This is a genomic window from Halobellus sp. H-GB7, from assembly GCF_030848585.1.
GTDB classification, from domain to species: domain Archaea; phylum Halobacteriota; class Halobacteria; order Halobacteriales; family Haloferacaceae; genus Haloquadratum; species Haloquadratum inordinatus.
Genome location: NZ_JAVDDW010000005.1, coordinates 124734 through 144434 on the forward strand (window position 1 = coordinate 124734; position 19701 = coordinate 144434).

Annotated in this window: 20 protein-coding genes; 11 read left to right on the forward strand and 9 right to left on the reverse strand. The window is 66.0% G+C overall.

Annotated features, from left to right (window positions below; genetic code table 11):
- Positions 1-40: 40 nt before the first annotated feature.
- The 5 genes from RBH22_RS10960 to RBH22_RS10980 all read right to left on the reverse strand — a co-directional run bounded on the left by RBH22_RS10960 (position 41) and on the right by RBH22_RS10980 (position 4766).
- Complete coding sequence (locus RBH22_RS10960) at positions 41-1885, reverse strand: FAD-binding protein (RefSeq protein ID WP_306677487.1); 1845 nt, start codon at positions 1883-1885, stop codon at positions 41-43.
- Between the two features lie 69 nt (positions 1886-1954).
- Complete coding sequence (gene sdhB / locus RBH22_RS10965) at positions 1955-2845, reverse strand: succinate dehydrogenase iron-sulfur subunit (RefSeq protein WP_256288955.1); 891 nt, start codon at positions 2843-2845, stop codon at positions 1955-1957.
- A 13-nt stretch (positions 2846-2858) separates the two neighbouring features.
- Positions 2859-3230 carry a succinate dehydrogenase gene (locus RBH22_RS10970; protein ID WP_121569475.1) on the reverse strand — a complete coding sequence of 124 codons (372 nt, stop codon included), beginning with the start codon at positions 3228-3230 and terminating at the stop codon, positions 2859-2861.
- The gene (gene sdhC / locus RBH22_RS10975; protein WP_121569476.1) at positions 3230-3625 is read right to left on the reverse strand and encodes a succinate dehydrogenase, cytochrome b556 subunit; all 396 of its coding nucleotides are present in this window, start codon (positions 3623-3625) and stop codon (positions 3230-3232) included. The genes RBH22_RS10970 and sdhC overlap by 1 nt, the downstream gene beginning before the upstream one ends.
- 124 nt (positions 3626-3749) lie before the next feature.
- The gene (locus RBH22_RS10980; RefSeq protein ID WP_306677488.1) at positions 3750-4766 is read right to left on the reverse strand and encodes a succinylglutamate desuccinylase/aspartoacylase family protein; all 1017 of its coding nucleotides are present in this window, start codon (positions 4764-4766) and stop codon (positions 3750-3752) included.
- Between the two features lie 197 nt (positions 4767-4963).
- On the opposite strand from RBH22_RS10980, the gene RBH22_RS10985 reads away from it, so the two are divergent.
- Both RBH22_RS10985 and RBH22_RS10990 read left to right on the forward strand, forming a co-directional pair.
- On the forward strand, positions 4964-6322 hold the full coding sequence (locus RBH22_RS10985; RefSeq protein ID WP_256288957.1) for a RimK/LysX family protein: 1359 nt from the start codon (positions 4964-4966) through the stop codon (positions 6320-6322).
- A gap of 97 nt (positions 6323-6419) precedes the next feature.
- Complete coding sequence (locus RBH22_RS10990; RefSeq protein WP_256288958.1) at positions 6420-7724, forward strand: acetamidase/formamidase family protein; 1305 nt, start codon at positions 6420-6422, stop codon at positions 7722-7724.
- 82 nt (positions 7725-7806) lie between these two features.
- On the opposite strand, the gene RBH22_RS10995 is transcribed toward RBH22_RS10990, so the two are convergent.
- Positions 7807-8067 (reverse strand): ubiquitin-like small modifier protein 1, encoded by a 261-nt coding sequence (locus RBH22_RS10995; RefSeq protein ID WP_256288959.1) that lies wholly within the window; start codon positions 8065-8067, stop codon positions 7807-7809.
- Positions 8068-8171: 104 nt separating this feature from the next.
- Between RBH22_RS10995 and RBH22_RS11000 the strand changes: the two genes are divergently transcribed.
- From RBH22_RS11000 to RBH22_RS11020, 5 genes are all read left to right on the forward strand, one after another.
- On the forward strand, positions 8172-9131 hold the full coding sequence (locus tag RBH22_RS11000; RefSeq protein WP_306677489.1) for a CopG family transcriptional regulator: 960 nt from the start codon (positions 8172-8174) through the stop codon (positions 9129-9131).
- Between the two features lie 7 nt (positions 9132-9138).
- The gene (locus tag RBH22_RS11005; protein WP_306677490.1) at positions 9139-9807 is read left to right on the forward strand and encodes a hypothetical protein; all 669 of its coding nucleotides are present in this window, start codon (positions 9139-9141) and stop codon (positions 9805-9807) included.
- A 64-nt stretch (positions 9808-9871) separates the two neighbouring features.
- Positions 9872-11056, forward strand: coding sequence for a lycopene cyclase domain-containing protein (locus RBH22_RS11010; protein ID WP_306677491.1), 1185 nt, complete (start codon positions 9872-9874; stop codon positions 11054-11056).
- Positions 11057-11131: 75 nt separating this feature from the next.
- Complete coding sequence (locus tag RBH22_RS11015) at positions 11132-11461, forward strand: transcription factor S (RefSeq protein WP_256288963.1); 330 nt, start codon at positions 11132-11134, stop codon at positions 11459-11461.
- Between the two features lie 345 nt (positions 11462-11806).
- Complete coding sequence (locus tag RBH22_RS11020) at positions 11807-12229, forward strand: hypothetical protein (RefSeq protein WP_256288964.1); 423 nt, start codon at positions 11807-11809, stop codon at positions 12227-12229.
- On the opposite strand, the gene RBH22_RS11025 is transcribed toward RBH22_RS11020, so the two are convergent.
- Positions 12208-12915: an alpha/beta hydrolase gene (locus tag RBH22_RS11025; RefSeq protein WP_306677492.1), complete on the reverse strand. Its 708-nt coding sequence runs from the start codon at positions 12913-12915 to the stop codon at positions 12208-12210. The genes RBH22_RS11020 and RBH22_RS11025 overlap by 22 nt on opposite strands.
- Positions 12916-12973: 58 nt before the next feature.
- Here RBH22_RS11025 and RBH22_RS11030 point away from each other — a divergent pair, with 58 nt between their 5' ends.
- From RBH22_RS11030 to RBH22_RS11040, 3 genes are all read left to right on the forward strand, one after another.
- Entirely contained in the window at positions 12974-13804 is an 831-nt protein-coding gene (locus RBH22_RS11030; protein ID WP_306677493.1) for a PspA/IM30 family protein, read from the forward strand.
- 259 nt (positions 13805-14063) lie between these two features.
- Complete coding sequence (locus RBH22_RS11035; RefSeq protein WP_256546642.1) at positions 14064-15128, forward strand: hypothetical protein; 1065 nt, start codon at positions 14064-14066, stop codon at positions 15126-15128.
- An 82-nt stretch (positions 15129-15210) separates the two neighbouring features.
- Positions 15211-16800: a hypothetical protein gene (locus RBH22_RS11040; protein WP_306677494.1), complete on the forward strand. Its 1590-nt coding sequence runs from the start codon at positions 15211-15213 to the stop codon at positions 16798-16800.
- Between the two features lie 37 nt (positions 16801-16837).
- Here the strand turns inward: RBH22_RS11040 and RBH22_RS11045 are convergent, their stop codons facing one another.
- Complete coding sequence (locus RBH22_RS11045) at positions 16838-17281, reverse strand: DUF5820 family protein (protein ID WP_306677495.1); 444 nt, start codon at positions 17279-17281, stop codon at positions 16838-16840.
- Positions 17282-17404: 123 nt separating this feature from the next.
- Positions 17405-17536 (reverse strand): hypothetical protein, encoded by a 132-nt coding sequence (locus tag RBH22_RS11050; RefSeq protein ID WP_256288969.1) that lies wholly within the window; start codon positions 17534-17536, stop codon positions 17405-17407.
- Between the two features lie 95 nt (positions 17537-17631).
- Between RBH22_RS11050 and RBH22_RS11055 the strand changes: the two genes are divergently transcribed.
- Complete coding sequence (locus RBH22_RS11055; RefSeq protein WP_256288970.1) at positions 17632-19701, forward strand: serine protein kinase PrkA; 2070 nt, start codon at positions 17632-17634, stop codon at positions 19699-19701.

Consider the following 19701-nt stretch of genomic DNA (forward strand, 5'->3'; position numbering starts at 1 on the left):
CACCTCCGTCCGAGCAGAAAAAACGACGGTGGAACGGCGTTCAGTAGCTCCGGATCTTCGGCTCGTAGCGCTTCTCTTCGCCTTCCAGCAGCACCGGCTTGTACCACAGTTCCGGCGACCCGTCGTTCCACGAGAGCATCGTGTGCTTCAGCCAGTTCTCGTCGTCGCGCTCCTGGTACTCCTTCCGCCAGTGCGCACCACGGAACTCGTCGCGCGCCAGCGCGCCGAGCGTGATGGCTTCGGCGATGTCGATGATGTTCCGCGTCTCGATGGTGTGCAGCAGGTCCGTGTTGAACGTCCGCGATTGGTCCGCGACGCCGACGTTCTGGTACGCTTCGCGAGCGTCACGGATGTCGCGGAGCGCCTGCTTGAGGCCGTCCTCCTCTCGGAACACGTTGACGTGCTGGGTCATCGACTCCTGGACGTCCGAACGGATCTCCGAGTGGTTGCGGCCGTCGTTCTCCAAGAGCGCGTCGACGCGCCGGTCCGTGCGCTCGGTCGCGCGCGCGACGAGTTCGTCAGGCGAGAGATCAGAGCCCTCGGCGGCCGCACCGCCGTCCGCGACGGCGTCGGCGCCGGAGATACCAGCCTCGCCGGGAGCGACTGGCGTCTCGACGTCGCCGGACTCCCACTCACCGCGCTTGCCGGTGGTGATCTCGGCCTCTCCGAGATCGCGACCCGCGGCGTGGTGGCCCGCGCGCGCACCGAAGACGATGAGTTCCGGCAGCGCGTTCCCGCCCAGACGGTTCGAACCGTGGACGGACGCACACGCGCACTCGCCGGCGGCGTAGAGCCCCCCGATACACGTCTCACCGTTCTCGTCGGTCTCGATGCCGCCCATCGCGTAGTGCTGGCCGGGCTTGACTGGCATCGGTTCTTCGAGCGCGTCGACGCCCTCGAAGTCCTTGGCCAAGTGGAGGATGTTCTCGAGGCGGTCGGTGATACGCTCCTCGCCGAGGTGGCGCATATCGAGGTGGACGTACTCGTCCTCGATGCCGCGCCCCTCGTTCACTTCGCTCAGTTCGGCGCGAGCGACGACGTCGCGTGAGGCGAGTTCGCCGTCGTTGCTGGCGTACCCGTACTCGAACATGAAGCGCTCGCCCTCGGAGTTGTAGAGGATTCCACCCTCGCCGCGAACCCCCTCGGAGATGAGCACGCCCGTGCTGGGCAGACTCGTCGGGTGGAACTGGATGAACTCCATGTCCTCGATCGGGACGCCGGCGCGGTAGGCCATCGCGACGCCGTCGCCGGTGTTCGCGACGGCATTGGTGGTGTGATCGAACACCTGGCCGAGACCGCCGGTCGCGAGGATGACGCCGTCGCGGGCGCGGAAGCCCTCGATGTTTCCGGACTGGATGTCGTAGCCGACGACGCCGTGGCAGGTCCGGTCTTCGGGGTCGTCCTCGTCGCTGACGGCCAGATCGAGGACGTACCACTCGTCGTAGACCTCGATGCCGCGCTTGACGAGCTGTTCGTACATCGTGTGCAGGAGCTGATGTCCCGTCTCCGCACCGGCGTAGGTCGTCCGCGGGAACGAGAGGCCGCCGAACGGACGCTGGGAGACGCGGCCGTCCTCCTCTCGGGAGAAGGCCATCCCCCAGTGTTCGAGTTGGATGACCTCCTCGGGACTGTCCTGCGCAAGGGTCTCGATCGCCGGCGCGTCGCCGAGGTAGTCCGACCCCTTCATCGTGTCGTAGGCGTGGTCCTCCCAGGAGTCGGCCTCGCGGAGCGCCGCGTTGATGCCGCCCTCGGCGGCCCCGGTGTGGCTTCGAACCGGGTGCAGTTTCGAGACGATGGCCACGTCGGCCCCTTCTTCCTGTGCCGCGATGGCCGCGCGAAGGCCCGCGCCTCCCGCGCCCACCACGATGACGTCGTGTTCGTGCATAATGTATGATTGCTGAATTGCGTTGGTCTCGTGTTCGTCGCGTGAATTGCGGTTACGTACTCCTCAGGTCTACCAGAACTTGAGGTTGTTCTTGACCGCTTCGCGCTTGAGTTCCTGGATGTGCTCGGTCAGCGGGATGTCCTTCGGACAGACCTCCGTACAGGAGAACTGGGTCTGACACCGCCAGACGCCGTGTTCCTGTTCGAGGATTTCGAGCCGCTGTTGCTTCATATCCTCGCCCTCACGCTCGTCCATCGTGAAGCGATACGCCTTGTTGAGCGCTGCCGGGCCGAGATACTGGTTGTCGCCCGCGGCAATGTTACACGAGGACATACACGCGCCACACCAGATACAGCGCGTGGACATCTTCACCTTCTCGCGGTTCTCACGCGTCTGATGCTGCTCTTCGAGTTCACCCTCCGGAAGCTCGTTCGTCTGGAAGTACGGCTCGACGGCCTCCATCTGGTCGTAAAAGTGCTCCATATCTACGACGAGGTCTTTGACGACCTCCGCGTGCGGGAGCGGTTCGATGCGGACCGGCTCTTCGAGGTCCGAGAGCTGTGTCTTACAGCAGAGGCGCTGGGAACCGTTGACGAACATCGCGTCCGAACCACAGATCGCCTGTCGGCAGGAGTGCCGGAACGTGAGGCTCGAATCGTACGTGTCGCGCGCGTACATCAGCGCGTCGAGGACGGTCATCCCCTTGTGGTAGGGGACGTGGAAGTCGTCGAAGCGCGGCTCTTTCTTGCCTGCGATCTCGGGATCGTAGCGGAACACCTTCAGATGGTAGGTGTCCTCTTCGTCGAGCGCTTTCTCCGCCTCTTCGGCCTGGCGCTGGCGCTCTTTCTCTTCGGCGCGCTGTCGCTTCTTTTCCAGCCGGCGTTCCTGGGCTGCAGACGTCGGTTCGGCCTCGGCGGCGGACGATTCTTCTTCGACCTGTTCGGGAAGTTGCGTGCTCATTGTACTGTGACGCTTAGAGTGGGACGCCTCCGGCCCACGCGAGTGCGGTTCGGACGCCCTGCACGATCACGACGGCGCTCGCGACGCCGAGGACCAGTTTCGCGGCGGTCTTGCGGGTCCCGGTGAGGCCCTGATTGATGAGGGCGTTGTAGACGCCGTTGACGCCGTGGAACGTCGCCGTCAGGAGGAACAAGATCATAAGCGAGAAGTACGTCAGCTCCTGCATCCGACCCTGCGACATCGCGAAGGTGACTTCGTCGGCGTGGTGGACGAAGTGCAGGAGGAAGAAGTGGAACGCGAGGACGACCACGAGGAACGCGGCCGTGATGCGCTGCCAGAGCCACCGGCGTCCACCGGCCTGGAACGAGGAGTAACGCTCGGCCATCAGCCGAACACCCCCGCGAGGAACGTCGGAACGCTCGCGACGACGATCGCACCCGTCAGGAGCAGCGACGCGTAGAAGCTCTTGTCCTGAGATTCCAGGCCGACGCCGAGGTCGACGAACAGTAGCCGGAGACCGTTGAGGATGTGGAAGACGGCCACTGCGAGCAATCCGACCTCCAGGATGCGGACGACCAGCAATCCCTCGAGCGTCTGGATCGTCGTCGTGTACGCATCCGGGCTCTGCAGTGCCGTCGAGAGGACGGCGATGTGGGTAAATAGGTACCCCACGAGCACCCAACCCGTGAACTTGTGGAACACCCAGGCCCACATTCCCGCTGAGAACTCCCGCCAGCGGCCGAAGTCCTCGATGAGGCCCCGATTGTAAGACTGACTCATACTCTTGTGAGATTCAGGACGGACCCACTATAGAACTTACGTGTACGGGTCGAGAGCCATTCGCTGGAACTATTTGCCAGCGCGTGTTCAGCGGCGAAATTGGCGGGTCGAGACCGCCTCGAAGCTACCGCGAACCGGCCGACTGTTCCCGTTCGACGACCCGGCGAACGTCTTCGTCGAGTTCGACGAGGTGACAGAGCGGATTGCCGGGGTAGACCACGGGGTTCTCCAGCACGCCGACGAGCAGGCCGGTGAAGGGGGCTTCGACGGCGATGTTGTCACTCTTGAACGGATCGGTGAGCGTGCAGATGCGTTCGCCCTCGTGGACCAGCGAGCCGCGCTCGTAGTGCATATCGACGATGCCACCGGCGTCTGCGCGAATCCACGTCTTCTCGCTCGCGCTGTCGATGACGGTGCGCCAGCCGGGCCAGCGGACTGAGCCGGCCTCCCGGAGTTCGTACTCGGCGAAGACGCTCTTGACGCCCGCGAGCGCGTCGTCGATGAGCCCGCGCTGGAATCGGTGGGCTTCGCCCATCTCGATCGTGACGGTCGGAATGCCGACCCGCGTCGCCTCCGTGCGGAGGACGCCGTCGCTCCCTTCGGAGTCGATGATCACGTTCGTGCCGAACGACCGGGCCAGCCGGGCGACGTCGTCGTCGGACATATCGGCCCTGACGTGGAGCATATTCGTCCGCCCGCGCGTGGACGTGTGGAAGTCGAGCCCGAAATCACAGGGGGCGACGAAGTTGTCGAAGATGCGCGCGGCCATCCGCTTCGCGCTCGTCGAGTCCTCGCGACCGGGGAACGATCGGTTCAGGTCGCGGTCGTAGATGGGGAGATAGCGCTGCTGGGCGAGGAACGCGGGGACGTTCAGCACCGGGAGACAGACGAGCGTGCCGGCGAGGTCCGAGAGGTCCCATTCGTGGGCGACCTCACGGACGACCTCGATGCCGTTGAGCTCGTCGCCGTGCGCGGCTGCAGACAGGAACACGGTCGGCCCATCCTGCTCGCCGTTGATGATGGTGACCGGAATGCGGACCGGGTCCCCGAGATACGTCTCGCTGATCCCGTAGCGGAGATTCTGCCGCTCTCCGGGTTCGACCTTCCCGCCGTTGTACGTGAAGGTCCCGTCGGTGCTCATACTCGCCGTGGACGGGCCGGGGGGATAAACGCTCGCACCGACTCCCGCGCTCGCGCTCGTGTCGACCCCCGAAGCGTGAAACGGTCACATCAGCGAAGTGTGAAACGGTCACATCAGCGAAGTGTGAAACGGTCACACCAGCTGTTCTGAGTGCTGGATCGGCACCTCTTTGATTGTGTGGTTGAGTACGGAACAATATGTCTTCCGACGGAGAGCAAGTTCGCGTAGGCGTCCTCTCGTTACACAACAGCAAGGAGACGAAGGCTATTCTCAACGCAGTCGACGATCTCGGCCACGACGGGATCTGGTTACGCCGGGAGAACTCCGCGATCTCCATCGAAGACGGCGACGTCGCGATCGAACCGGAAGTCGACGTCGTTGCCAACCGTCTGCTGCTCTCGAACACCGAAGAGCCGGCCGAACTACTCGGGCTGGCGACGACGTTCGAGCGGATCCGTCCGATGCTGAACGAGCCGGCGTCGGTCCTCACCGCCATCCACAAGTTCGCGACTGCGGCGACGCTCGCGAACTGGAACATCAAGGTCCCCGACGCCCTGCTCGCACTCTCGAACAACCGCCTGAACCAGGGTCGGGATCGGTTCGGCGAGGTCGGCGTCTACAAGTCCGCCATCGGAACGCACGGCGGCGGCACCTGGAAGGTCGATCTCACCGAACCCGTGAACCCCAAGGTCGGCAACCGTCAGGCGTTCCTGCAGGACCTCATCGACCGCGACGAGACGCGACACCGCGACCTCCGCGTCTACATCGTCGACGACGAGGTCGTCGGCGCGATGTACCGCTACGCGCCCGAAGGCGAGTGGCGGACGAACGTCGCACTCGGCGGCGACGTCGTCGACGCGACCGACGATATGCCGCAGGAAGCGCGGGAGACCGCGCTGTACGCCGCCGAAGTGATGGGACTGGATTACGTCGGCGTCGACCTCATCGAAGGTGACGACGGCTGGTTCGTCCTCGAAGTCAACCCGACGGCCGGATTCAAAGGGCTGCACAAAGCGACCGGCCGCAGTCCCGCGCCGTACATCGCAAAGCTCGCGATCGAGCGTGTCGGCGGCGACGTCGACGACGAGCGCGTCGAGGAACTGTCGGCGACGCTCGACGACTCCCGGCCCGCGGGGATGCCACGCGTCAGTTCGGGCCCGGTCGGCGACCGCCCGACGATCGGCTACATCGAGGAGGTCGTCGTCTCCGGTACCAGCGGGTCGACGCAGGCGAAAGCCAAGTCCGACACCGGGGCGACGCGGACGAGCATCGACACCTCGCTGGCCGCCGAGATCGGTGCCGGGCCGATCAAGAGTATGACGCGCGTGAAGTCCGGTTCGCTGAAGTCGGGGAAGGCCCGCCCGGTCGTCGACCTCGTCATCGGGATCGGCGGCACCCAGCACACAGTCACTGCGAGCGTCGAGGACCGCTCGCACATGGACTACCCCCTGCTCCTCGGTCGCGACATCCTCGAACACTACCAGGTCGACGTCACGCGCCGGACCGACGAACCCGGCCGCGACGACGAGGAGCGCGAAGAGGAGTACCTGGAGTAGACCTGCCCGTTTCACCGGCTCTTAGCCACTGTCTCTCGCGTTCGGTTCGTTCCGCACCAACGCTTAATAGATTCTCTCACGATCGTTCACAATGTATATGTCTCAACAGGTAGTCACCGAACTCGAGGTCGACGAGTACACGCTCGGGCTGGTCGGTCCCGATCAGGAGTGGGCCGGGACGGTCGCCGACGGCGGTACGGTCCGGACGCACACGCCGCCGGCCTGCTGGGGACCGATGATCACACCGAAGTTCCGGGGCGGTCACGAGGTCACGAAGCCGATCGCCGTCGACGGTGCGGAGGTCGGCGACGCGATCGCGATTCACATCAAGGACATCGAAGTGACGAGTGTCGCCACGAGCACCGGGTCGATGGCGGAACGCGAGGACGCCTTCGGCGACGACCCCTTCGTGGATCACCGCTGTCCGGAGTGCGGTGCCGAGTGGCCCGAGAGCGTCGTCGAGGGGACCGGCGAGGACGCCATCAGGTGTGCCGAGTGCGGTGCGAACGCCTCCTCGTTCGCGTTCGAGTACGGCATCACGACGGTCTTCGATGACGACTACGAGGTCGGCCTGACCGTCGACGAGGCGGCCGCCCACGACCTCGCCGAGCGCGCCGCGGAGGCGAGTGCGCTGCCGGAGAACTCCAGACAACATCCGATTCTGCTGTACGAACCGTCGGAGATGCCGGGGACGCTCGGACATCTCCGGCCGTTCCTCGGCAACATCGGGACGACGCCGCCGGTCGAACTGCCGGACTCCCATAACGCCGGCGACTTCGGCCAGTTCCTCATCGGTGCCAGCCACGAGTGGGGCCTCGAAGACGAATCGGAACTGGACGCCCGAACGGACGGGCATATGGACATCAACGCGGTCCGCGAGGGCGCAGTCCTGATCTGTCCGGTGAAAGTCGACGGCGGCGGCATCTACGTCGGCGATATGCACGCCAATCAGGGCGACGGCGAACTCGCACTCCACACGACGGACGTCAGCGGCCACACCGAGTTCGAGGTCGAGGTCATCAAAGGTCTCGACATCGGCGGACCGCTCCTTCTGCCCAACGAGGAGGACCTCCCGCACATCAGCAAACCGTACAGCGAATCGGACATCGAGCGTGGGCGCGAACTCGGCGCGCAGTACGGCGTCGACGTCGAAACCGATATGGGGCCGATTCAGGTGATCGGATCCGGAGCGACGATCAACGACGCCACCGACAACGCCTTCGATCGCGCCGGCGACCTGCTGGGAATGAGCGAGGGCGAGGTCCGGACCCGCTGTACGTTCACCGGCGGCGTCGAAATCGGTCGGCTCCCCGGCGTCGTCCAGCTGACGATGCTCGCGCCGATGGAGACGCTCGCGGACCGCGGACTCGACCACCTCGTGCGCGATCAGTACGGGTTGTGAGCCGCGAACGACGGACTGTGGGCCCCGAGCGCCGGCGGATTGTGAGTCGCGCGCAGACGGTGGCCGGCGACCGCGCGGACGCTCACCCGCCCTGAACTGCCGGGTGCACAGCGAGCGACGCGTCGGCCGGACACGGGTCGTCTACGTCTGCCGAGTCGCCGTCGACCGAGATGCGAACGCTCGGGGCGATACGACCGTCGTTCCGATACATCTGGGCTTTCGCCCGCGGATACGCGGCGACCAGTGCCTCGATCGCGTCTCGAACCGTTCCACCCTCGAACTCGATCTGTACGTGCTTGTCGCCGGTCGCGCTCCGAAGCGGTCCGTACACCGTGACGTCCATACGTTGCTTTCGTCGCCCCGGAAGTTGGATGCTTCTGTGGGCCCAGCGAATATTCTGTGGGACCAAGGGAATACTTAAGATGTGGACCCCAAAGGATGCGGTAGATGGGGAGTGAGGGCGTTGACGGGCTGCCGGAAGAGCTCGACTCGTGGGTGGCCGACAGAGCCGCAGCCACAGATACCTCGCGAGCGGACGTCCTCCGTCGGCTCCTCGCGGCCCACCGTCTGCTCGACGAGCATCCGGAAGCTCTTGAGGACCCCGAATCGATCGACGTCACCGAACTACTCGGGAGCGCGCCGGACACCAACGACGATACTGCGGTTTCAGCGGAGGTCGACGCTCTCACGGCCGACGTCGCCGAGATGGTCGCGCGGATCAACGCGCTGGAGGACGACCTCGACGAGAAGATCACCGACGTCCGCGAGCGCGTCATCCAGGTCAAGCGCGAAACCGACGCCAAAGCGCCCGAGGACCACGACCACCCCGACATCGAACGCCGGCTACGTCAGGGCTTCGAGAACTACGAGGAGATCTTAGAGTACCTCACCGAGACGACCGACGACCACGACGCGAAACTGGATACTGTCGCCAGCGCCATCGTCGACCTCAGAGGGCGCATCGCGACCCTCGAACGGGACTCGAACGAGCGCGCTGCGGCGGCCGACCTCCGTCGGGAGGCGAACCGACAGGGCGTCGCCGAGGCCGTCTGTGAGTCCTGCGGCGAGTCGGTCCACCTCGGCCTGCTCGACAGCCCGTTCTGCCCGCACTGTGAATCGACTTTCGACGGCGTCGAGCCCAAGCGCGGATTCTTCGGCTCACACCGGCTCACGGTGGGCCAGCGGCCGGCATTGGAGGCACCGACCGAATCCGCGAGCGCCGGCGCCGAACGCGATGGCCTCTTCGACGACGAAAGTCGGGGTGCAGAAGATACGTCCGGTGCGCGCGCGGATGGGTCCACGTCTCACGATACCGCAGAAGAAGAGCAAGAAAAGAGTGCCGCAGCAGAGGACGTCTCCGAGCGCGACACGGATCGAACTGCGAGCACAGCGCAGGTAAACGAGTGATCGAGAAGTGACCGACGAAGACACAGACCCTGACGCCGATCGCTCGGCTGACCCTGGGACCTCGCCAGAGCGGGATGCGAATGAGGCGACCGACATCGACTGGGTCGACGACGACGACCGCTCTGCGGGAACAGCGGACGAGCGGGACGGGACTCCCGAACCGGAAGCCAGCCCCGAGGAGGAACGGGCTCCGCTGTCGGATCTAGCGCGTCGGGTGTCCGAGCGCCGTGGTGCACGGGACCCCGAGACCGCGTCGACGACGCAGAGTGACAGCGTCCGCGGCAGCGATGCGAGCAAGCCGGACGCCGAGGGTGACGCCGCAGGCGAGGACTACGGGACAGGTCGTGGCGAGAGCGTTGACGCGGACGACCTCTTCGAGGAGATGTCCGTCGGCGATATCGAAGCGGAGACGCTCTGGTCGTCGCTCGAAAGCGACGATTCAGCCGAGCAGGTCGGGCTCGGTGAGACCGCCAGCAGCGTCTCCGAAGCAGGCACGACGACGCGGACGTCGTCGCGGGCTACGGAACACGTCGTCTCGAAGACGAAGTACTGCCAGAAATGTCCGTACCTGACTGAACCGCCGGAGCTGGCCTGCGCTCACGACGGAACGGAGATCGTCGCTGTCGTCGACGCCGATCACTTCCGGGTGCGAGAGTGTCCGATGGTCGACGAGTGAACCCGTCCGCGGGTGATCGAGAATCCTGCCGAACGCTTTTGCTTACATAGACAAACGGTACCATATGGCGTTCGCTCGCCAGGGGAGCGAGGAGCGAACCGACCTCGGTGCGCTCCTCTCGCAGGTCCACCCGGTGTTTATGTTGCCGCCGCTCGCCGCGAGTGGGTTCGGTGCCGTCCTCGCCGGGTCGGCGACGCCCGCACCGCTCGTCCTCCACGCGATGGCCACGTTCTTCGCGGTCTACACGGCGCACGTCAAAGACGGCTACGTGGACTTCTACCGTCGCGGCGAGGACGACGACCACCCGATGAGCGAAGCGGGCTGTCGACGGGCGCTCGCCTGCGCGACGCTCGGGTTCGGCATCGTCACCGTGCTGCTCGGCACGCGCGTCGACGTCGTCGCCGCCGCCGTCACGGTCCCGATGTGGCTGCTGGGATTCTTCCACGCCCCGCAGTTCGACACGAACCCGGTTACGACGACGCTCGGATATCCACTCGGCATCGCGCTCGCCATCGTCGGCGGGCACTACGCCCAAGCAGGGCAGTTCGGCGCTGAACCGCTCGGATTCGCGCTCGTCTTTCTCACGACGCTCGCCGGCGTGAAGATCGTCGACGACTCCACAGATTACCAGTACGACCGCTCCATCGGCAAGCGGACGGTCGCCGTCGCGCTCGGCCTCGAACGCGCGCGACGCTTGGCGTACGCGCTGCTGTATCTCGGCTTCGTGTTCGTCGTCCTGTTCGCCGTCGGCGGGCCGTTCCCGGCGTCCGCACCGCTGGCTGCCGTCGCCTTCGGAATGGTCGCGCTCGTCGCGACGCGGGCAGACGCGACGGTGGCGACGATGCTGCTCGTCCGCGGCGCGTACGTCTTCCTCGCGCTCTTGGTCGTCGCCGTTTGGTACCGCCCGCTCGCGGGCGTACCGCTTCCGGATATCGGCCTGCTCGGCCCGTACACCTATCTCGCGACCGAAATCGCCTTCGGAACACTCGCGCTCGCCCTCCTGGTGTACGCCGACGCCCTCCGCCGCGCCGCGGTGACGGTCCTGGCGCTATATCCACTCGCGTACGTCTGGGACTGGTACACGCTCGAAGTCGGGGTGTTCGCGATTCCGCTGCGGACCGGCGTCGAACTCCTTGGTATTCCAGTCGAAGAACACCTGTTTATGCTCGTCGTCCCGGCGCTCGTGATCGGGATCCACGAGACAGTGAACGGCAGGGGGCGCACCGCCGCGGCCGACGAGCGGGAGTGAGGCCGCAGTAGCCTTTCGTGTACGCGGCGGACACTCCCGAGAGACACTTGTGTCCGGGACCGATACGAGGAGTAAATGCAGTTCTGCGACGAGTGCGGTTCGATGATGGTCTCTCGGGACGGCGCGATGGTCTGCACCAACGAGGACTGCGGCGCGCGGGCCGAACAGGACGAGGAGTTGGCCGAGCAGTTCGTCTCGACGGAGGCTCAGACCGACGACGACGTGATCGAAACCACCGAAGACGCGAACTTCGAGGGCAAACCGACGGCCACCGACGTGGTCTGCGACGAGTGCGGCAATCAAGAGGCGTGGTACACGATCAAACAGACCGGCTCGGCCGACGAACCGCCGACGCGATTCTTCAAGTGTACCGAGTGCGGCCATCGGTGGCGGGGGTACAACTAACCCACCTTTTTCCACGGTGGGTTTCCTCGCGGCGCTTCGCGCCGCTGTGGGAACCCACCGCACAAAAACCTGGAGGGAAAAAGCCGCGAGGCTCGCGTTCGCTCGCCTCGCGGTACTACTCGTAGGTACCGCCTCCGCCACAGCACCGCCTCCGCCACAGCACCGCCTCCGCCACAGCACCGCCTCCGCCACAGCACCGCCTCCGCCACAGCTCCGCATCCGCCACAGCTCTGCATCCGCCACAGCTCTGCATCCGCCACAGCTCCGCCTCCGCCACAGCTCCGCGACAGCTCCGCCTCTGTACGGCACGGTACACTATTACCAACGGGCACCGAACGGCGTGATATGTCCCTCCACCAACGCTTCCGCGACCGACTCCGCCCGTGGTACCTCCTCGACCTCGCCGCGTTCATATTCGGCGCCGGGGGATCGCTCTGGCGCAACAGTTCCGGATTCGAGACCGCTCCCCCGTTATTCGCGCTCGTCACGGCCATCGTTTCCGGCCTCCTCGCGGTCGTCGTCCTCCGGTTCACCCTCGGCAACCTCTGGGGGTACGCCGTCGAGTACGCCAACGCGGGCGGCCAGTGGAGCGACCTCGCGTTTCTCGTCCCGGTGGGGAGCGGCCTCGCGGGCGTCGTGGTCACGTACGCGGTCACGACGGATCTCGGCGCGGCCGCGTGGGCCGGCTTCTGGACCTTCGCGGTCGTCGCCGGCGTCGTCGCGGTCGCCGTCTCCTTCGCCGCGGGCTACCGCGGGACGTCCGCCTGAAGCGCCGGCTCCAGGAACTCCGCGACGGCTGTTGCGACTTTTCCGGCCTGCCCGATGAAGAAGTGGTCCGCGGCGAACTCGACAATCGAGTGACCGCGTGTGCGTGCGGCGTCGACGACTGCCCCGACGTCGACGACGTCGTCGCGCGTGCCGTACAGCACTTGTACGCCGATCTGCTCCGGGATCTTCGGGAGGTCCGCGACGACGTCGATACCGCCGATGCTGCCGTCATCCGGTGTCTCGGGGTCCGCTCGTGTCGTTCCGAGCCGCGCGTCCGGCGCGAGGGCGGCGACCGCGACGACGTCAGCACCGTGGGCGGCGGCCGAAAGAGCGACCGACGCGCCGAAACTGAAGCCGAACAGCGCGACGCGATCGTACCGCTCGTTCGCCCACGCGACGGCGTTCAGCGCGTCGGTTCGTTCGCCCCGGCCGCCGTCCCAGGGGCCGTAGTCGAACCGCAGACAGTCGATCCCTCGCTCTCGGAGTTCGTCGCTCACCGCCCGGAGGCGCTGGTCACCGCGGTGGCCGCCGTGTTGGGGGTGCGGTGGGCACGCGACGACGCACGCGTCGGCCGCAGTCGCCGCGTCGTCGGTCCCGGTGTCCGCGGCGGCGCCATCAGAGTCTGTAGCGACGTCGAGCGTCCCGCGAGCGTCGCGGCCGCCGGGCAGCAGAATCGTCTCGCTCATCGAACGTGCGGCGTTCGGCACGTGAGGTTTTAACTCCAGCGTGCCCAACGTGGGACGTATGGGAATCCTCTCACGCGCGTCCTACGTCGTCCGCTCGAAGCTCAACGCCCTCCTCAACCGCGCAGAGGATCCGACGGAAACGCTCGATTACTCCTACGAGCAGATGCGTGACGAACTGCAGGACGTAAAGCAAGGCATCGCCGACCTGACGACCCAGAAGAAGCGCCTGGAGATTCAAAAGCGCCGGCTCGAAGAGAACGTCGAAAAGCACAACGACCAGGCCCGCGAGGCCGTCCGGCAGGGCCGCGACGACCTCGCTCGACAGGCCCTAGAGAAGAAGCAGGCGAAGATGTCCCAGATCGAAGAACTGGAGGGACAGATCGCAGAGCTCCAGTCGACTCAGGACGACCTCGTCGAGAAGAAGAACGAACTCCAGGGCAGAATCGAGGAGTTCCGCACGAAGAAGGAGACGATGAAAGCCCGCTACGAGGCCGCGGAGGCGTCCTCGCGCGTCTCGGAGGCGATGACGGGCGTCGGCGACGAGATGGCCGACGTCTCCCGGGCGATCGAGCGCGCCGAGGAACGCACCGACGAGATGGAGGCCCGTTCGGAGGCGATGGACGAACTCGTCGACACCGGCGCGTTCGACGAGGCGATGTCGGACAAAGACAGCATCGACCGACAGCTCGAAAGCGGCCGCACCGGCGCCGAGGTCGACTCAGAGTTGGAAACGCTGAAAGCCGAGATGGGCGGGGCCGACGAGGGGGAGACGGAAGCCGCCGACGTCGAGGCCGAATCGGATGCGGGCGAGGAGAGCGCCCCGGACGTCGACGTCTCCGACGCCGAGGTCGAAGCCGAACTGGAAGAGCTGAAAGACGACGAGAACTGACGCTCGCGAGCCGAACACACCGCTGCGTCGCGGACGTCGGCGCGAGCACTTTTCACCACCCGGCCGGGGCGTCCGGACACCACTGTCGCTGCGGCCTTCGAGAATTCCGATGATGGGCAAAGAGACGTCGACCGACGACGGGACGGCGAGTGAGGACGCGACGACCGACAGGTCGGCCGTCGAGGAACCGCCCGCTGACCAGACAGCAGCCGACAAAGCCGCAGGGAGCCGGGGATCGGCCGACGAGCCGAGCGACACGATGCGCCGCCGCGGCACGGAGAACCGGCTGAAACTCTGGCTCCTGTTGGAGGCGAATCGGTGGGTCGTCGCCGCGGTCGTCCTGGCTGGCTTCGTTCTCGGGACGCTCCTCGTCGCTGCCCTCGTCCCCGACCGGGTCGTCCTCTCAGTCGGCGATCCGGTCGAAACGCTCTTTCAGGGGCTCGTGACCGCGACGATCACCGGCGTCACGCTCGTCGTCTCGATCAACTCGCTCGTGCTCTCACAGGAACTGGGGACGCTGGGCGACCAGCGCGACCGGATGGAGGGCGCGATGTCGTTCCGCCGCGACGTCGAGGACGAACTGGGCGTCGAGACCGCGCCGGCGACACCCGCGGCGTTCCTCCGGGTACTCGTCGACGGCGTCGAACGGCGTGGCGCTCGACTCTCGAAGGCCGCAGCGGCCGTCGCATCCGAGCGGGTCGAAACCGAGCGGACACGAGCCTTCGCCGACGACGTCCGCGGCCACGCCTCGTCGGTCAGCAGCGACCTCGCGGACCGTCAGTTCGGTACGTTCGGCGTCCTCTCGGCGGCGCTGAACTTCAATTACTCCTGGAAGATACACGAGGCGCGACGGTTGCGCGAGTCGCTTCCGGAGGCCGACGAGACTGCGGACGCCGAGTCGATACGGGAACTGCGCGATGCGCTCGATTCGGTCGTGGCGGCGCTGACGCTGTTCGGTCCCGCCAGAGAGCACGTCAAAACGCTGTATTTCCAGTGGGAACTGGTCGACCTCTCGCGAGCGATGCTCTACAGCGCGGTTCCGGCACTGCTGGTGGCGACGAACACGCTGCTGTTTCACGGCACGCTCGGGTCGGTGTCGGGGGCGACGCTCGGAATCGCCCACTACGTCTGGATCGTCGCACTCACGGCCTCGATCGCGCTCACGCCGTTCGCCATCCTCCTGTCGTTCGTCCTCCGGATCGGCACGATCGCGAAGCGGACGCTCTCGATCGGTCCGTTCATCCTGCGTACGACCGGCGGCGACGAGGTCGGCGGTGGACGCGGCGATAGTGGACGCAGCGATAATAGACGCGACGACGAGTGAAGGGACCCGGACCGACTCGGGGGACCGTGCGGGGCGCGCACAGCCGACAGTATCAGTAGCCGTCGGCCGCGACACGTACGCAATGACCGAGACGACCGACGCCGTCCGCGCGGCGCTCGATCCAGACCGACGCGCCGCCTTCGAGCGCCGCGTCGACCGGGAAGCCGAATCACTGCGGAACGACGTCGCCGCGGGCGCCTTCGACGCGCCCGACTTCGCCGTCGGACTCGAACTTGAGGGCTACGTCGTCGACGCCGACGGCCGACTCGCGGCCGCCCCCGAGAGCCTCTTCGAGATCGACGGCTGTAGCCGGGAACTCGGCGTCCACAACGCCGAGATTCACACTGCGCCGGACGTCGTCTCCGACGCGGGACTCCGCCAGCAGTACGACGAACTGCGAGGGATCTACGACGACATCCAGCGCCACCTCGGCGAGTCGGACCGCCGCTTCGTCCTCGATGCGATGTGGACTGTGCCGCCCGAGTCGGGCACGCGCCAGTATCTCAGCGCGGGGACGGCAACCGACGGGATCTTTCTCGCCGACAATATGCGCCCCGTTCCCCGGTACGTCGCCCTCGATCAGAAAATCCGCGAGGCGAACGGGGGACGAATCGGACTCGGCCTGCCCGGCTACGACGACGCCCGCTCGATGCTCGTCGAGTCGCTCGCGACGTCGATGCAGCCACACCTCCAGCTCCCGGACCCGACGGACATTCCGCGCTACCTGAACGTCGCCACGCGGACGATGGGGCCGATCCTCTCGCTGACGGCCAACTCGCCGTTCCTCCCAGCGGATATATACGATGACGAGCCAGTCTCGGATCTCGTCGAGGTCTTCGCGCAGACCCCGCACGAACTCCGGATTCCGATCTTCGAGCGCTCCGTCGACGAGGGAACGAACAAGTGTCGCGTTCCGCGTGACGTGGCGAGCATCGACGAACTGATCGACCGAATCGCCGAGGACCCGACGCTCGTCGCGCCGCCGGATCTGGGTGCAGACGGCAACGAAGACGGCGACGAGGGCGGATCGCGGGGCGACAGTGGGGGAAAAGGCGACCCCGGAAGCGAGCGCTACCCCGCGTTCGGGGCGAAACGCGGGACGTACTGGCGCTGGGTTCGCCCGGTCTTCGGCGGCGAGATCCCGCGCGGCGCGGACGGCGCACCGATCCCGGGGGCGAGCGAGGAGTCGGTGCGGATCGAGTACCGGCCGCTCCCGACGCAGCCGACGCTCAGAGACACCGTCGGCGTGCAGGCGCTCGTCGCCGGCGTGCTCCGCGGCGTCGACGTCGCGGACCACCCGCTCGCGACGCTCTCGTGGGAGGACGCGCGAGCATCGTTCTACGCCGCGGTCGACGATGGCCCGGACGCGGACTTACGCTGGGTGACGCAGGACGGCGAGCAGACGGGAGAAACCGAAGCTATCTACGACGACCTGTTCGCGCTTGCACGTCGCGGCCTCGACGCACTCGGCGTCGGTGCGGACGCGACCGAGTGGGCACTCGGACCGATCGAGGCGCGGCGCGATGCGGCGCACACATCGCCGAGCGCGTGGAAGCGAACGAGGGTCCGCGAAGCGGTCGAAGACGGGGCGTCGCTGCCGGCGGCGATCAGCGAGATGCAGGGAGAGTACGTCGAACGTGTCGCGGGCGGAACGCCGTTCGCGCAGTGGTAGGGACCAGTTTGTGGCGTGGTAATCTGACCGAATACGCTCACTCGCCGGCGCCGACGACCTCGTCGAGGCGCTCGAAGTAGGTCTCGCGCGGGATCTGATACGCCGCGCGGTAGTCGACGTCGCCGTCGGCGAAGCGGCGGGCGAGGTCGTTCGCGCCCGCGAGTGCGGCGGCGCGGCTGTCGTACGACTCGGCTACCGCCTCGATCTCCGGTTCGAGCGTGAGGACGACGTGCCAGGTGGTCGTCGGAATCTGGGAAGCACCGGGACGGCGGGCCCGCGACCCGTTCGAGATCATAATCGTCGGGAGACACTCCGCGGGAAGGCCGTTCTGTTCGTTGAATACGTCCGGCCGAAACACCAGAATACGGCGGCCCTGTGGCTCGTCGTTCCAGAGGGTCCAACCGGATGGGGGTCTCTCGGGGGCGTCGTCTGCCGCGCCGTCGCGTTCGTCGTCTCTCGCCGGTCGCGGGCGGTCCTCCATACTCCGTCTTCGGGTTCCCGGATACATATATCGTCGCGTTGTGGACGGTCAGTTCCCAGGTATCGCCCCCCAAACCGAGGGAAGGCTTATGTGTGTCGATCACTCACACACTCTCAGTCTCGGTCAATCGGATCGAGCGACCGCCTGTACGCGCACCGCCCGCTGAATCCCGACGTTCTGTCGCCCTGTCGCCGCCTGGTCGCTGTCGCCCGATGACGTCTCGCCGCGCGCGTGCTGATTGGTATGTGTAATCATACCATACTTGCCACGAGCGCGCCATCGCGTCCGTGCGCGTCTACCCTCGCCACGCGCCAGGGAGACGCGGCGTCGCTCCCCGAGACGGACAAACAATGAACGGTGACAGAGAAACCCTCGAATCCCTGAGTCGGCAATACAAGGACTCGGTTCCCTCGGACCTTCGCGAAGCGAAGCGCTTCGAGTGGTACCTCGACGCGGTGTACGAAGACCCGCGTATCGCCAGAAACGCCCACCAGCGCGTGGCCGATATGTTCGACCACTACGGCACCGACTACGACGAGGACGCCGGCGTCGTCGAGTATCGGATGGCCGCCGAAGATCCGCTCCACGACGGTGAAAACACCTTCTACGGACGGGAGGTCCACGAGTCGATTCACGAGTTCGTGAACAAGGTGAAATCCGGTGCGCGCGGACTCGGTCCCGAGAAGCGGATCAAACTCCTCCTCGGCCCGGTCGGCTCCGGGAAATCGCACTTCGACTGGATGGTCCGACGCTACTTCGAGGATTACACCGCGACGGACGCGGGGCGGATGTACACCTTCCGGTGGACGAACCTCTGCGACGTCATCCGCGATCAGGACCCCGAGGACGACGTCGTCACCTCCCCGATGAATCAGGACCCGCTGGTCCTCCTCCCACAAGAGCAGCGCGACGAGGTCCTCGCGCGCCTCAACGAGCGACTGGACGCGCCGTACACGATCCGGAACGACCAGACGCTCGACCCCGCCTCGGAGTTCTATCTCGACTCGCTGCTTGCGTCCTACGACGACGACCTCCAGGCCGTCTTGGAGAACCACGTCGAGATCGTCCGCCTCGTCGCCTCCGAGAACAAGCGGCAGTGCGTCGAGACGTTCGAGCCGAAGGACAAGAAGAACCAAGACGAGACCGAACTCACCGGCGACGTCAACTACTCGAAACTCGCCGTCTACGGCGAGTCCGACCCGCGCGCGTTCGATTACTCCGGGGCGTTCTGTAACGCCAACCGCGGGCTCTTCTCCGGCGAAGAGCTGCTGAAGCTCCAGCGGGAGTTCCTCTATGACTTCCTGCACGCCTCCCAGGAGCAGACGATCAAGCCGAAGAACAACCCCCGGATCGACATCGACCAGGTGATCGTCGGGCGGACGAACATGCCCGAATACAGAGAGAAGAAGGGCGACGAGAAGATGGAGGCGTTCAACGACCGGACCAAGCGGATCGACTTCCCGTACGTGTTAGAGTACGACGAGGAAGCCGAAATCTACCGCAAGATGCTCCGGAACGCCGACGTCCCGGATATGCACATCGAACCGCACGCCTTAGAGATGGCGGGGCTGTTCGGCGTGCTCACCCGGATCACCGAACCCGACGGCAACGTCTCGCTCGTGCAGAAGGCGAAGGCGTACAACGGCGAAATCGACGACGGCGACGACGTCGACGTCCGAAAAATCCGCGAGAGCGGCGAGGAGAAAGCCGACATCGGCGAGGGGATGGACGGCGTCTCCGCGCGGTTCATCGGCGACGAGATCGCCGAGGCGATTATGGACTCGACCCACCGCGACCGGTCGTACCTCTCGCCGCTGTCGGTGTTCTCGCACTTCGAGGCCAACTTGGAGAACCACGGGTCGATCCCCGAGGACAACCTCGACCGCTACTACCGCTACCTCGAACTCGTCCGCGAGGAGTACAAGGCGCGCGCCATCGAGGACGTGCGGCACGCGCTCGCGTACGATCTCGAAGAGATCCAGCGGCAGGGCGAGAAGTACATGGATCACGTGATGGCGTACATCGACGACGCCACCGTCGAAGACGAACTCACCGGGCGCGAGCAGGACCCCGACGAGACGTTCCTCCGCTCGGTCGAGGAGAAACTCGAGATCCCCGAAGACCGGAAGGACGACTTCCGCCAGGAGGTCTCGAACTGGGTCTCCCGCCGCGCCCGCGACGGGACCTCCTTCGACCCGCAGGACAACGACCGACTCCGCCGCGCGCTGGAACGCAAACTCTGGGAAGACAAGAAACACAACATCAACTTCTCGGCGCTGGTCAGCGCGAACGAACTCGACGACGACGAGCGCAGCGCGTGGATCGACGCCCTGATCGACCAGGGCTACTCCCCGGAGGGGGCCCGCGAAGTGCTCGAGTTCGCCGGCGCGGAGGTGGCAAAGAGCGAACTGGAAGAGTAA

Excerpts from the sequence above, each read along its gene's own strand:
- sdhB (WP_256288955.1), bottom strand. The coding sequence starts at position 2,845 with ATGAGCACGCAACTTCCCGAACAGGTCGAAGAAGAATCGTCCGCCGCC.
- RBH22_RS11030 (WP_306677493.1), top strand. The coding sequence starts at position 12,974 with ATGGGAATCCTCTCACGCGCGTCCTACGTCGTCCGCTCGAAGCTCAAC.
- sdhC (WP_121569476.1), bottom strand. The coding sequence starts at position 3,625 with ATGAGTCAGTCTTACAATCGGGGCCTCATCGAGGACTTCGGCCGCTGG.
- RBH22_RS11025 (WP_306677492.1), bottom strand. The coding sequence starts at position 12,915 with ATGAGCGAGACGATTCTGCTGCCCGGCGGCCGCGACGCTCGCGGGACG.
- RBH22_RS11050 (WP_256288969.1), bottom strand. The coding sequence starts at position 17,536 with ATGATTACACATACCAATCAGCACGCGCGCGGCGAGACGTCATCGGGC.
- RBH22_RS10985 (WP_256288957.1), top strand. The coding sequence starts at position 4,964 with ATGTCTTCCGACGGAGAGCAAGTTCGCGTAGGCGTCCTCTCGTTACAC.
- RBH22_RS11035 (WP_256546642.1), top strand. The coding sequence starts at position 14,064 with ATGCGCCGCCGCGGCACGGAGAACCGGCTGAAACTCTGGCTCCTGTTG.
- RBH22_RS11020 (WP_256288964.1), top strand. The coding sequence starts at position 11,807 with ATGTCCCTCCACCAACGCTTCCGCGACCGACTCCGCCCGTGGTACCTC.
- RBH22_RS11000 (WP_306677489.1), top strand. The coding sequence starts at position 8,172 with ATGGGGAGTGAGGGCGTTGACGGGCTGCCGGAAGAGCTCGACTCGTGG.
- RBH22_RS11015 (WP_256288963.1), top strand. The coding sequence starts at position 11,132 with ATGCAGTTCTGCGACGAGTGCGGTTCGATGATGGTCTCTCGGGACGGC.
- RBH22_RS10995 (WP_256288959.1), bottom strand. The coding sequence starts at position 8,067 with ATGGACGTCACGGTGTACGGACCGCTTCGGAGCGCGACCGGCGACAAG.
- RBH22_RS11040 (WP_306677494.1), top strand. The coding sequence starts at position 15,211 with ATGACCGAGACGACCGACGCCGTCCGCGCGGCGCTCGATCCAGACCGA.
- RBH22_RS11045 (WP_306677495.1), bottom strand. The coding sequence starts at position 17,281 with ATGGAGGACCGCCCGCGACCGGCGAGAGACGACGAACGCGACGGCGCG.
- RBH22_RS10990 (WP_256288958.1), top strand. The coding sequence starts at position 6,420 with ATGTCTCAACAGGTAGTCACCGAACTCGAGGTCGACGAGTACACGCTC.
- RBH22_RS10970 (WP_121569475.1), bottom strand. The coding sequence starts at position 3,230 with ATGGCCGAGCGTTACTCCTCGTTCCAGGCCGGTGGACGCCGGTGGCTC.
- RBH22_RS11010 (WP_306677491.1), top strand. The coding sequence starts at position 9,872 with ATGGCGTTCGCTCGCCAGGGGAGCGAGGAGCGAACCGACCTCGGTGCG.
- RBH22_RS10960 (WP_306677487.1), bottom strand. The coding sequence starts at position 1,885 with ATGCACGAACACGACGTCATCGTGGTGGGCGCGGGAGGCGCGGGCCTT.
- RBH22_RS10980 (WP_306677488.1), bottom strand. The coding sequence starts at position 4,766 with ATGAGCACCGACGGGACCTTCACGTACAACGGCGGGAAGGTCGAACCC.
- RBH22_RS11055 (WP_256288970.1), top strand. The coding sequence starts at position 17,632 with ATGAACGGTGACAGAGAAACCCTCGAATCCCTGAGTCGGCAATACAAG.